Genomic DNA, 13980 nt, shown 5'->3' on the forward strand with positions numbered 1-13980 from the left:
GGTTCTTATTTTTGATTTATGCAAGAGGTCTAATGGAAGAATGAGCAACAGAAGAATTGAAAACTTGCAGATTTAGCTAAAACAACACTTTCAAGTGTTACAAGAAGTCCCTAAAAAAGTTGAAATAACTTTTGACCGATGGTTGAAAGGAGATGTGAATGGTAAAAATCTGGGAGATTTAGATTTAAAGGGAAAGGACAATACAAAACATTTACATTCCCCCAATTCAAGCGACAGACACTCGTTTGCCTTTGGCGTCTCCCCTTCTCTACGAGACGCTGTGCGAAGCGAGAAGACTCGCTAACGCTGCGCTATCAATTTACTAACAATAAAATTACGTTGTCAAAAATAGGGAAAGTAAAAGTAATTCGTTCATCTATAAACATAAAAGAACCGTGTGCCCCACGGTCTTAAAGCTGTACGATTGGTAGCAGTCCCACACGGTTCTTAGAGTTTGTTTGAAAAGTGTTTCGCTGTGAATTTAGGCACTTTTAGATCCCCCCTAACCCCCCTTACAAGTGGGGAACCGGAATCAAAGTACCCCTTTTTAAGGGAGATTTAGAACTTTTGATACCGACAAGAGGACTTTTCAAACATCTTCTTAGGTGAGAGACGAGGGGCGACTCTCAACCCTTACCCGCTCACACGATGTCATTTTATTTGATGTGAGCTACGGTAACACCACTGCCACCATCTGCTTGTTCTGCTGGTTCGTAGTTGTTCACTCTGGAATGCTGTTGCAAAAAGGCGTGAACTCCTTGTCGCAGCTTACCAGTGCCGTACCCGTGAATAATCCAGACTGGGCCTGTAGCTTCCGAGATGGCTTTATCTAGAATGTATTCGGCATCAGCCACCCGCTTACCACGCAAATCAATAGTATTTTGGGAAGTCCGAATTTCCGGGACACTTTGCGGTGGTGGGGTTACTGCTGCTGGGGCTGGTTTGGGTTTGACGACTGGTTCAGCTTTTTGACCATCTAGAGATTCTACGTCTTCCAACTTTACAGTCATCTTCATTAGCCCAAACCGAACGCTTAACTCCCCATCTTCATCAGGGGCAGTGATCACATCCGCTATCTGTCCCAGTTTCGGAATACGGACACGATCGCCTACTTTGGGCATAAACCCAGCTTTTGGTTTTGCTGGTGTTGCTGGCTGATATTGCTGGCCAATTTGATTCAAAGCACTGGTGGCTAGCTGGGCTTCTTGGGCTGTGGGCGTACCTTTTTGCAAGCGGCGAATCACTTGAGCAATTTCACCTTTTGCTTGGGCGATCGCTTGTTTTACTGTTATTTCCTGTGAAGCCCGCAAACTGCTTTCCCTCTCCTCCAAACTTGCGGCTTTTGCGGATACTTCTTTGTATAAACGTTCTGCTTGCTGCAACAAACTTTGGGCTTCCGCAGCTTTGGTTTCCTGACGGCGGCGTTGCGCTTCTAACCCAGCAATCACCTGGTTAACTTCATCTGTGGCCTCTCCCACTTGAGTTTTCGCCTCTTCTACCACTTCTGGTTTTAATCCCAAGCGTAGGGCAATTGTTAAGGCATTAGAACGTCCAGGGATACCCCACAGCAAACGGTAAGTTGGCGAGAGAGTACTTTCGTCAAATTCTACAGAGGCATTTTCAAACCGCTCATCTTCGTATTTCAGGGCTTTTAATTCCCCGAAGTGAGTGGTAGCAATCGTTAGCTGGGCGTGGTTAGCTAGATATTGCAACAAGGCGATCGCTAAGGCACTACCTTCAACTGGATCAGTACCTGCACCGACTTCATCGAGTAAAACAAGTGCTGAGTTAGAAGTAGAAACTTCCCCCTCTGCTTCCCCACTCCCCAATGCTTCTAAAATCCGACTAATCCGGCGAATATGACCAGAGAATGTAGATAAACTTTGCTGTAAGGATTGTTCATCGCCAATATCTGCCAGCACTTTATCAAACCAAGGTATTTCCACTGGTTCGCGGGCGGGGACAAATAAACCCACTTTAGCCATCAGTGCTGCCAATCCCAGAGTTTTTAAGGTTACAGTTTTACCGCCAGTATTTGGCCCGGTAATTGTCACTACCCGAATTTGCGGACTAATCAGTAAATCTACAGGAACTACTGGTTGCCCTTGTTCGTGCTGTTGTTGCCACACTAACAGTGGATGCCGTAAGTTCCGCAAGGTAATCATTTCACTTTCTTGACGCTGGATAAATCGCGGGGGATTAGCTCCTAGCCAGAAACTATATCGTGATCTTGCGGTTGCCAGATCCAAAGTGGTAGCGATCGCTAACAATCTCTCCAAATCTGGTTTGACTGCGGCGACAAGTTCGGTCAAAACGCGGCGAACCGCTTCTTCTTCGGCTTGCTCTTTTCTGATGATCTGCCGCAGTTGGTTGCCCAGAGGCACTACTGAATTAGGTTCCACGTACAGGGTGGCACCGCTGGTAGAGGTATCGTGGACAATACCGGGGATGGCATCTTTTTGGGGTGCTTTTACCGGGATGACAAAGCGATCGCTCCGTTGGGTAATTAGCTGTTCTTGAACTGCTCCAGATTTTGCTTGTAAGATATTTTGCAGCTTTTGAGTAATTTGGCTGCGTAATCGCCGCAAGTCTGTGCGAATTTCTCCCAGTTTTTGACTAGCGCGGTCGGTTACCTGGGCCCGTTCATCAATACAACGGTGAATTTCCTGTTCTAGTTCTGGATAAGTCCGCAAATCGGCAACTAACTCAGTCAGGATCGGCAAATCTTCCTGATTGTCAATCACACGGCGCAAATTTCTAACACCAGCGAGGGTGGTGGCGATCGCTAACAGTTCATCCCCTGTCAAAATTCCGCTGCGTTCTGCCCGTTCTAGGGAATCGCCAATATCTTGAATTCCCTCAAATGACAATCCCGTGGTCAGGCGAGTTTCCAGTTGGTAAATTTCTTTGGTTTGCTCTAACAACTGTTCGCTTTGGGACTGAGAATCAGGTATTTTCAGATGACGCGCAGCTGTCGCCCCCAGCTTAGTTGCCGCAAAGGTGGCAAGGTGCTGGCAGAGGCGATGCCATTCTAATAGTTCTAAGGTTTCAGATTGGATCAAGGTTTCAACATCTAATCTGAAATCATCGTAACAATTCTAGCTCCTAGATGGATGAATCTTAAAGGAGAAAATTTTGCTTTAGTCAAATTAGCCAGCTAGTGCGTGGCAATAACCAAGTAATAACTGACACATCAAGCTATCTTTCCTGAGAAACTACCCCAACACTAACTGTGATCGAAAACAACACAGGAACTAATTTAAGCAGAGACTATTTCCTTCACCAAAACGTAAGGCTGAACAATGAGAGTATTAAATCGCTTATTGCGATCGCCATTCCATTCTCCCACTTGTACTGTCGTGGGTTTGGTAATTAATTGCTGATCAATCCACTGTTCCACTGATGGGATATTATCACTGGCGATCGCTACTCCAACATCCAGCAAGTTTAAATCAGGTGCCACCAAAATTACTGCATCTCGTTGTACATGAGGAATTAGCCACTCCCACTCTGCCTCATCCAAAATTTCTGTTAATTCTGCTCTTAAATCCGACATCATTTCCTAATTTTGTTTTGGCTAACAACCTATTTTACATTAATTACTACAGACGCGATTAATCGCGTCTCTACTCCTAACTTTTGTACAAACGCGACTAATCGCGTCTCTATTCCTAACTTTTGTACAAACGCGACTAATCACGTCTCTATTCCTAACTTTTGTACAAACGCGATTAATCGCGTCTTTACTCCTAACTTTTGTACAAACGCGACTAATCACGTCTCTATTCCTAACTTTTGTACAGACGCGATTAATCGCGTCTCTAAACTTCTGATTTCATTTCATCAATTTCAAACAAAGATACAATTACTCCAGCGATCGGAATAGATATAAAAACTCCTAGTAACCCTGCTACTCTAGCGCCTACTAGCAAAGCAAAAAATATTACTACAGGATTAAGATTCAGCGCACCTTGCATAATTCGGGGCGCAATCAAGTTGTCTTGTATCTGCTGAAGAACAATACAAGCTATCAAGACTTTCAATGCCAACCAAACACCTTGAGACAACACAAATAGAGTTACTGTGCTTACTGCTAATGTTGCTCCTATGCCAGGAATGATATCAACAATTCCGATGATCACTGACAATATCAAAGCAAAAGGCACTTTTAATATTAAAAAAACTATAAAAGTTGTAATTGTGAGAAACGCACTTAATAACAATTGACCTCGAAAAAATCCGAGAAAGGAGCGTCTGATTATATTTGTAAATCTATTACGGCGCTGTTTCGGTACTATTTTTATGATAAAATTCCACAGCTTGTCTCCATCTAATAACATAAAAAAAGCCACAACTGCAATCAATATAAAGGTAAGAAAATTCGTCATGAATCCTTGTAAAACAGCCAAGCTAGTAACAAGACTAGATACAGCTTGATTTCGTAATTGTTCTTGAATAAAACTTAAATCTATCTGCAAATTACGGTTTTGCAAAAACCCTTCTAGTTGCTCTAGTAGAGGTATTAAAGAATTTACAAAGCCAGTTATACTGTCAATTAATTGTTGTCCTTGAGATAAAACCGTTAAGCCTACGGTAATGATCAGACTGCCAATAATTACAATACTGAGCAAGAAAACGAAACCAACAGCTACACCGTGGGGCAAAAAACGCCGCAGCCATTGTACAGGATAGCTGAGTAAAAAAGCCAAAATTGCAGCAAATGTAAAAATAACAATGACCGCTTCAAAGTAAGCTAAAAGTTGTACAATTGCCCAGCCAGAAGCAACTAAAAGCAAAAAGCGGACTAACGCCAGATTATTTAATCGCTCCCAAAAATTCTTGGCTTCAAAGCCGCTCATATGCTATTTAGGGGGAAATTGATCGTAGATTTGCCTAGCAGCTGCATTTAAGCACAAAGTCTGACTCATTGCTAGAGTCCGTTGACCTTAAACATACAGTGGCTAAGGGGCCTAGTTTACCGCCGTAGGCATCGCTACCTCCCTAAAGCATATATTTCAGCTTTTCTAACTCATCGTCCTAAATTATGCATCTGGTTAATTACCGTGGCACACTTTTGTGTCAACGCTTCCAATTCCTCTTTATTAGTAGAACTGGGAGGATAAATCAAGTTACCAATTCTCACAGTGATGGGAACTGCGCGAGGTAGGGACGATCCTTTTTGTAAAATCCCTTCAGTACCCCAGACACTAACCGGCAATATTGGGGCTTTTGCTTTCGCCGCCAGCAGCAATGCGCCTCTTTTGGGATCTGTAATTTGACCATCTGGGGTGCGAGTACCTTGCAAGAAAACACCGACAGCCCAACCTTTATTGAGATATTCTAGGGCAGAACGGATGGCTGTGCGATCGGTATTTCCCCGACTCACCGGGTAAGCACCGTACAATTTAATCGCTTGCGCCAAAATGGGGATATTGAATAACTCTTCCTTAGCCATGTACGCCACTGGACGACGTACACAGTTGGAGACAATCGGCGGATCAAAGTAACTAGCGTGATTACTCACTACCAGTAGCGGCCCTGATTGGGGGACATTTTCCGTACCATAAATCTGGCCCCGGAAGTAAGCGTGAAGCATGGGGCTGACGACCGACCATTTAAAGGCGTGGTAAAGTGCCAGACTGATAAACGGTTCGCGGTTTTTGTCCACAGAAGATAATGCAAATCAAACTGAATTTAGCATAAGCGATCGCAAGACCCAGAGCAAACTCAAAAAAGCTGTAGAAACACAAGGTACGAATTTCGGCAATTTCAGTTGATGCTTGGTGAGCTTTTTTACTACATTCCCTACCTTTTAAAACATCATTTTAGAAACTTCCACTTCTTCTAAAATACAAGGGTGCGTCAGGCGAAACGCTGTAATGCATCGTCAGCAATCAGATAGATATGCTGCGTTAACGAAGTGTAACGCACTCTCCGAATATCGGATAATTTCTTTTTTGGTATTCATTTAAATTATCAATTGCTTCACCCATCTGGGAATACTAAATCTGGAATCGTCAGGATTTAGCAGTATGGTTACCACTCTAGTTACTATTCCCAGATATCAAGTTAAGGAACAACTTTATAATGGTTCAAAAACCCTAGTTTATCGCGGTTATCGAGAAACTGACTCCTTAAGAGTAGTGATTAAACTACTGAAAAATCCTTATCCGGGTTTGGGCGAATCAGTGCAGTTTCGCAATCAATACACCATTACCAAAAATCTCAACTCACCCCTAATCATCCAAACCTACAGCCTAGAACCTTACCAAAATGGCTATGTGTTGGTGATGGAAGACTTCGGGGGAATTTCTCTTAAAGAATGGGGAACAGGGTCAAGTCTACGAAATCTCACGGAGTTTTTACAGATAGCGATCGCACTGTGCAATACCTTAGATATATTGTACCGCCATCGTATTATTCATAAAAATATTAAACCCGCAAATATTTTAATTAATCCCGAAACAAAACAAATTAAATTAATTGACTTTAGTATTGCATCTTTACTACCACGGGAAACTCAAACACTAATTAGTCCCAATGTGTTAGAAGGAACACTTGCTTATATTTCCCCAGAACAAACTGGAAGGATGAATCGGGGGATTGATTACCGCACTGATTTTTATTCTTTGGGTGTAACTTTTTATGAATTACTCACAGGAGAGTTACCCTTTAAGTCCAACGATATGATGGAGTTGGTGCATTGTCATATTGCCAAACAACCTGCTCCTTTGGAGCTATTCAAAATTCCTAAATCAATTTCAGATATTGTGATGAAATTGATGACGAAGAATGCCGAAGAACACTATCAGAGTGCATTAGGACTAAAATATGATTTAGAAAATTGTTTAACTCAACTTCAGTTAACTGGCAAAATTGAGAGTTTTCCAATTGCACAAACAGATGTGTGCGATCGCCTCAAAAATATTAGCACCAGTCTCTGCACTTTCTCCCATGTAGATAAAGATTACAAAGTGCCATTTAATATCCACGAAGGTATTGATAGTACGATTTTAATTCTCAAGCATCGCCTGAAAGCAAACGACCAACGTCCAGCAATTGAAGTGATAACTGATTATGGTAAATTAACCAAAATTGAATGTTTTTTTGGACAATTAAATCAGGTATTTATTAACATCCTAATAAATGCTATTGATGCGCTGTATAAATCAAATACCAGACGAATTTTTGAGAAAATTAAGACCAATTTCAACCGAATTACAATTAAAACCTCGCTGGAAAATGAAGGTGTGAAAATTGCTATCACTGATAATGGCAGGGGAATAAATGAATCAGTAAAGCAAAAGATTTTTGACCACTTATTTACTACAAAAGGTATGGGTAAAGGAACGGGATTAGGATTAGCGATCGCTCATCAAATCGTTGAAGAAACCCACAGTAGTAAATTGAGTTTTAACTTTGTTATCGGTGAGGGGACAGAATTTTTAATTGAAATTCCACTATAAACTTTTGCTCTGGTTGCTAAACAACTGCACATATCCGGGAACACTAAAGAAAAGAAGTCTTAAAGATTTTGCAGTATGGTTAGCACTAAAGTGAGCATTCCTGGATATCGCATCAGCGAAGAACTGTACAATGGTTCGAGAACCCTAGTTTATCGCGGGTATCGAGAAACTGACTCCTTAAGAGTAGTGATTAAACTGCTGAAAAATCCATATCCGGGTTTTGGCGAATTGGTGCAGTTTCGCAATCAGTACACCATTGCCAAAAATCTCAACTCACCCCTAATCATCCAAACCTACTATCTAGAACCTTACCAAAATGGCTATATGTTAGTCATGGAAGACTTTGGGGGAATTTCCTTGAAAGAATGGGGAGTAGGCTTCGGCTTCTCTACGAGACGCTACGCGAACTCTCAGCTGAACGGAAGTAGGGAGTGGGAAGTGAGGGGAAGCGTAGAATCTCTGATCGAGTTTTTACAGATAGCGATCGCACTATGCAATATCTTAGATATACTATACCGCGAGCGGATTATTCATAAAGACATCAAACCCAGCAATATTTTAATTAATCCCAAAACAAAAGAAGTAAAATTAATTGACTTTAGTATTGCATCTTTACTACCACGAGAAACTCAAACGCTGATCAGTCCCAATGTGTTAGAAGGGACACTCGCTTATATTTCTCCAGAACAAACTGGAAGGATGAATCGGGGGATTGATTACCGCACAGATTTTTATTCTTTAGGTATAACTATTTACGAATTACTAACAGGAAAATTACCCTTTCAATCAAACGATGTGATGGAGATGGTGCATTGTCATATTGCAAAACTTGCCGCCCCTTTGGAGCAATTCCAAATTCCGCAAGTGATTTCAGATATCGTCATTAAATTGATGGCGAAGAATGCTGAAGATAGATATCAGAGTGCATTAGGAATTAAATTTGATTTAGAAAATTGTTTAACTCAACTTCAGTTAACTGGCAGAATTGAGAGTTTTTCAATTGCCCAAAGGGATGTGTGCGATCGCTTTATTATCCCTGACAAACTTTATGGACGAAAAACAGAAGTAGAAATTCTACTGCAAGCATTTGAAAGAGTTAGCCTCGGCGCAACAGAAATGATGCTGGTTGCGGGTTTTTCCGGTATTGGTAAAACCGTTGTAGTTAACGAAGTTCATAAACCGATTGTGCGTCAACGGGGTTATTTTATCAAAGGGAAATTTGACCAATTTCAGAAAAATATTCCTTTTTCGGCATTTGTACAAGTTTTTCGGAATTTGATGGGGCAATTGTTAACTCTAAGCGATGCAGAAATTCAACAATGGAAAAGCAAGATTTTAGAGGCGATAGGTGAGAACGGACAAGTAATTATTGAAGTAATTCCGGAATTATCAAGAATTATTGGTCAACAATCAGCTGCTCCAGAATTATCAGGAAGTGCGGCCCAAAATAGATTTAATTTATTGTTCCAAAAGTTTACCCAAGTTTTTACAAGTAAAGAACATCCATTAGTGATATTTTTGGATGATTTGCAATGGGCAGATTCGGCATCGCTGAAATTGCTACAATTGTTGATGGAACAGACAGGACATTTATTAATCTTGGGTGCGTATCGGGATAATGAAGTATCACCAGCTCATCCGTTCATCTTAACTGTAGATGAGATCGTCAAAACTGGGGCAGTGGTCAATACCATTAGGCTGCAATCATTAAGTCTAGTTGATATGAATCAATTGGTGGCGGATACGTTGAATTGCGATCGCTCCCTGGCTCAACCGTTGACCGAACTGGTATACCAAAAAACCAAGGGTAATCCCTTTTTTGCGACTCAGTTTCTCAAGGCACTCTATGAAGAGGAACAAATTACTTTTGACTGGGAAGTACGGCATTGGCAGTGTGATATTGCCCAAGTCAGAGCTTTAGCGATCACCGATGATGTTGTTGAGTTTATGGCACTGCAATTGCAGAAGTTGCCGACACAAACTCAGGATGTATTGAAGTTGGCGGCTTGTATTGGAGCAGAGTTTGATTTAGCGACATTGGCGATCGTGTCCCAGCAGTTTCCTGAAGATACGGCTGCTGCACTGTGGAAAGCATTACAAGAAGGTTTAATTATTCCGAATACGGAAATCTATAAGTTTTTTATTCAGTTTGACAGTACGTCGGTTTCTGATGCAGCAGCTAATCCAACTTATCGCTTTTTGCACGATCGCGTTCAGCAAGCGGCGTATTCCCTGATTCCAGAAGAGCAAAAGCAAATCACCCACCTCAATATTGGACGTTTGCTGCAACAAGCAACCAGTGCAAGTCAACAGGATAAGCAGATTTTTGCGATCGTTAACCACCTGAACAAGGGGATATCTCTGATTGAGGATGAGACAGAGCAACACAAACTCGTGCAGTTAAACTTGATGGCTGGACAGAAAGCTAAAAGTGCAACGGCTTATGGAGCGGCTTTAAACTATTTCAACACGGGCATTTCTTTATTGAGGAGCAATTGCTGGCAGAGCCACTACACTCTTGCCCTCGTTCTGTATGAAGGTGCAGCTAATTGTGCTTTCTTGGGCGCTAACTTTGAACAAATGGAGCAGTTCGCTGAAGTTGTACTCACTCATGCCTGCTCTTGGCTTGATCGGGTTAATGTTTACGACACGAAGATTCGGGCTTGCATGGCTCAAAACCAGCTTTTAGAAGCGTTGCAGTTGGCGCGGGAAGTACTAGAAACTCTGGGGGTGCATTTGCCAGAACAGCCTACCCCGGCAGACATTGGGCAGGCACTCCAGCACACCCAAATCCAACTCAGCAATAGATCGATGGAATCTTTGCTGTATTTACCGGAAATGACTGCGCCGGACAAAAAAGCCGCAATGATAATTCTATCCACCATCATGTCGCCTGCCTATCAAGCTGCCCCAAACCTGATGCCCTTGGTGGTTTTTGCCCAGTTCGATCTATCGGTGCAGTATGGAAATGCTCCAGACTCAATTCATGGCTACAGTCTGTATGGGTTAATGTTGATTGCCATATTAGGTGATATTGAAGCGGGCTATTGCTTTGGGCAGCTGGGGATAAACCTTGTGCAACACCTTCACTCACCCAAGCTTGTTGCTACAGCCCTTTTTGACTTTAACTGCTTCTTCAAACACTGGAAAGAACCTGCAAAAACCTCCCTGGCAGGACTACTGCAAGCTTATGCCAGTGGATTAGAAGTTGGTAATCTCAATCTTGCAGCACTCAGCCTGCTAGTGTATGACCATAATACTTATTTTACTGGTTACGAACTATCTTCGCTGAAGCTAGTGATGGAAGAACATCGCAAGGTAATGCAGCAACTGCGCCAGCATACCTATCTCCACACACAAAGTCTTTACCATCAGGTAGTCGTGAATCTGTTGGGGGCGTCAACAGAGCCAGCTCGGTTGGTTGGCGAATACTGCGATGAGCGTGAAATAATTCAGCTTTACCAGAAAACGGGTGAAGTAACGGCACTGCACCAAGTTTATTTGAATAAGCTGATACTTTGCTACCTGTTCCAAGACTATGAACAAGCGTTGGAAAATGCCAATAAAGCAGCCCAGTATTTGCGTGGAATGGCAGGACTGATGAGTGTTCCGCTTTTTTACTTCTACGATGCGCTAGTACAATTAGCGCTTTATCCAGATGCCAGCGAAACAGACCGATCAAGCATTCTAGAAAAGGTTGCTACCAACCTGGAAAAACTCAGTGGGTGGGCAGCTTATGCACCGAGTAATCAGGCTCACCGCTGCGCCTTGATTGTCGCCGAACGGTGTCGGGTCTTGGGGGCTAAAGCCGAAGCAATAGAAAACTACGATCGCGCGATCGCCCTTGCCAAAGAACACGAATACCTTAACGAAGAAGCTCTCGCCAACGAACTCGCCACCAAATTCTATCTCGAATGGGGCAAAGAACGTATTGCCAAAGATTATTTGATTGAAGCCTATTATGCTTATTCTCGGTGGGGAGCAAAAGCCAAAGTTACTGATCTAGAACAACGCTATCCCCAATTACTTCAAGTCATTTTGCAACAGCAACGACTCAACCTCAACCCTCAAGAAAGTCTTGGCTTTCATGAGACTTTCTCATCTACTCGCACGAATACCACTGGCAGCACTAATATTTCTGACGTTTTAGATTTTACCTCTGCCCTGAAAGCAGCTCAAGCTATTTCTAGTTCTCTGGAATTAGATACACTCATTGCCAGTCTCACCCGGATTATCTTAGAAAACTCTGGTGCCAAAAAAGCTGTACTGCTGCTTCCTCAAGAAAACACTTGGCAAGTCCGAGCAATTACCTTGATTCATCATCAGAAAATACAAACCATACTTGACCCACAATTACTAGATACTTGTCAAGATATTCCCATAAAAATTATTAATTATGTCAAACATACTCAAGAAACCATTGTTATAAATAATTGTCAAACAGATATTCCTGGGGTGATTGAGGAATATATGCTAGAGCATCAACCCAAAAGTATTTTATGCACACCAATTATTAATCAAGGGCATTTGGCAGGTATTCTCTACTTAGAAAATAAACTCACAAGCGAGGTATTTACTAACGAACGTCTGCAAGTTATCAATCTACTTTCTTCCCAAACTGCAATATCCCTAGAGAATGCTCGACTTTATCAACAAGCTGGGCAAGCATTACAAGATTTACAACAGGCACAATTACAAATCGTCCAAAGTGAGAAAATGTCGGCACTGGGTAACTTAGTAGCAGGGGTAGCACATGAAATGAATAATCCTTTAGGATTTATTTATGCCAGCCTTCAACAAGCGAAACCTAGTCTTACGGATATTGTTGAACACTTGAAACTCTATCAAGTAAGTCTTCCCAATCCCGATGCTCAAATTATCAGCCATGCCAAAGAAATCGACTTGGATTATAGCTTAGAAGATTTACCAAAGATGATTGATTCTATGACAATGGCGTGCGATCGCCTTCACAACATTAGCACTAGTTTAACAACTTTCTCTCGCGCTGATAAAGATTACAAAGTGCCGTTTAATATCCATGAAGGCATTGATAGCACAATTTTAATTCTCAAACATCGCCTGAAAGCAAACGAACAACGTCCAGCAATTGAAGTGATAACTGACTATGGCAATTTACCTAAAATTGAGTGTTTTGCTGGACAATTGAATCAGGTATTTATGAATATTCTGGCAAATGCCATTGATGCGCTGGATGAATCAAATATGGGACGGAGTTTTAAGGAAATTAAGTCCAATCCCAACCGAATTACAATTAAAACTTCAATTGAAAATGAAGGCGTAAAAATTGCTATTGCTGATAATGGCAAGGGAATGAATGAATCAGTGAAAAAAAAGGTTTTTGACCACTTATTTACTACAAAAGGTGTGGGTAAAGGGACAGGATTAGGATTAGCGATCGCTCGTCAAATCGTTGAAGAAACCCACAATGGCAAATTGAGTTTTAACTCTGTTTTAGGTCAGGGTACAGAATTTTTAATTGAAATGAAGTCCTAAAAAAACTAAACAGATAAATCAGCAGCACTCTGGATATTTTTTAATATTAAGTCAGGGCTACTACGTTTAATCAAACCAGTTAGGACTTTACCAGGGCCAATTTCCACTACTTGCTGGATGCCGTTAGCTGGTAATTGCAGAGAAATTTCTCGCCACCTTACAGAACCAGTCATTTGTTTATTCAGGCGCTGCTTTAAAATCTCGGCATCAATAGACGGAATTGGTTCTACATTAGACAACACAGGCACAATAGCTGGTTGAAATTTCACAGATTCTAGAATGTTTTGAAATTGGGCAGCCGCTGGTGCTATTAAATGTGAGTGAAATGCTCCAGAAACTTTTAGAGGAATAGCACGCTTTGCTTTAACTTGAGTCATCACTGCTTGAACAGCCTCAGTCGTACCTGAAATTACCACCTGAGTCAAACTATTGTCATTTGCTAACACCACATCAGGCGTTTGGGCAATCACTTTTTCCAACTGTTCGCGGTCAAAGTTCATCAAAGCCGCCATCATCCCACCGACGGCATTATCCATAAGTTCTGCACGACGCTTTACTAGATATAAACCAGCTGACCACTCAAAGACACCCGCAATGTAAAGGGCAGTATATTCTCCTAAACTGTGTCCAGCAACTAAATCTGGCTGGTGTCCTCGTTCTCGAAGAAGGTCAGCAAGAATGCTTTCTACCACATAAAGAATTGGCTGGGTATATAGCGTCTGTGATAACTTCTCTTCTTGAGTTTGACAGATTTCTGTTACAGACCAGCCCAAAATTGCCTCAGCCTGAGCAAATTTGTCTTTAGCAGCGGGTATATCTAATAAATCCATTCCCATTCCCAGCGCTTGAGAACCTTGTCCAGGAAACACCCATGCAGTTTTAGTCATTGGTCAAGAGTCAGTGGTCATTGGTCATTAACAAAGAACAAAATATTCATCGAATTTTAGATTTTAAATTTTAAATTTTGGATTGAATAATCCAAAATTTAAAAAGGTCTAAG

At 41.7% G+C, this 13980-nt stretch carries 7 protein-coding genes and 2 pseudogenes; 4 read left to right on the plus strand and 5 right to left on the minus strand.

The genetic code is table 11. The features are described 5' to 3' along the window. Nucleotides 1-85: 85 nt before the first annotated feature. Nucleotides 86-231, plus strand: a pseudogene (locus V7K48_RS35050) (RNA-guided endonuclease TnpB family protein); the annotation flags it as partial. A 425-nt stretch (nucleotides 232-656) separates the two neighbouring features. Here V7K48_RS35050 and V7K48_RS17345 read toward each other — a convergent pair. From V7K48_RS17345 to V7K48_RS17360, 4 genes are all read right to left on the minus strand, one after another. After that, a complete protein-coding gene (locus V7K48_RS17345; protein ID WP_335074512.1) occupies nucleotides 657-3062 on the minus strand; it encodes an endonuclease MutS2 in 2406 nt (801 codons plus the stop codon). Between the two features lie 197 nt (nucleotides 3063-3259). Then, nucleotides 3260-3556 (minus strand): DUF2288 domain-containing protein, encoded by a 297-nt coding sequence (locus V7K48_RS17350; RefSeq protein WP_334979211.1) that lies wholly within the window; start codon nucleotides 3554-3556, stop codon nucleotides 3260-3262. Nucleotides 3557-3821: 265 nt separating this feature from the next. Beyond that, nucleotides 3822-4859, minus strand: coding sequence for an AI-2E family transporter (locus V7K48_RS17355; RefSeq protein ID WP_335074513.1), 1038 nt, complete (start codon nucleotides 4857-4859; stop codon nucleotides 3822-3824). Between the two features lie 170 nt (nucleotides 4860-5029). Further along, nucleotides 5030-5668, minus strand: a complete 639-nt coding sequence (locus V7K48_RS17360) for a lysophospholipid acyltransferase family protein (RefSeq protein WP_335074514.1) — start codon at nucleotides 5666-5668, stop codon at nucleotides 5030-5032. A 364-nt stretch (nucleotides 5669-6032) separates the two neighbouring features. Between V7K48_RS17360 and V7K48_RS35055 the strand changes: the two are divergent. The 3 genes and pseudogenes from V7K48_RS35055 to V7K48_RS17370 form a co-directional block, all read left to right on the plus strand. Then, a pseudogene (locus V7K48_RS35055) lies at nucleotides 6033-6917 on the plus strand (serine/threonine protein kinase); the annotation flags it as partial. Between the two features lie 147 nt (nucleotides 6918-7064). Continuing rightward, complete coding sequence (locus tag V7K48_RS35060; RefSeq protein WP_442949446.1) at nucleotides 7065-7466, plus strand: sensor histidine kinase; 402 nt, start codon at nucleotides 7065-7067, stop codon at nucleotides 7464-7466. A 75-nt stretch (nucleotides 7467-7541) separates the two neighbouring features. Next, nucleotides 7542-12980 carry an ATP-binding sensor histidine kinase gene (locus tag V7K48_RS17370; protein ID WP_335074516.1) on the plus strand — a complete coding sequence of 1813 codons (5439 nt, stop codon included), beginning with the start codon at nucleotides 7542-7544 and terminating at the stop codon, nucleotides 12978-12980. Nucleotides 12981-12985: 5 nt separating this feature from the next. Here V7K48_RS17370 and fabD read toward each other — a convergent pair whose 3' ends face one another. Next, nucleotides 12986-13867, minus strand: coding sequence for an ACP S-malonyltransferase (gene fabD, locus V7K48_RS17375; protein WP_335074517.1), 882 nt, complete (start codon nucleotides 13865-13867; stop codon nucleotides 12986-12988). Nucleotides 13868-13980: the final 113 nt, after the last annotated feature.

The organism is Nostoc sp., assembly GCF_036919615.1.
GTDB lineage: Bacteria > Cyanobacteriota > Cyanobacteriia > Cyanobacteriales > Nostocaceae > Nostoc.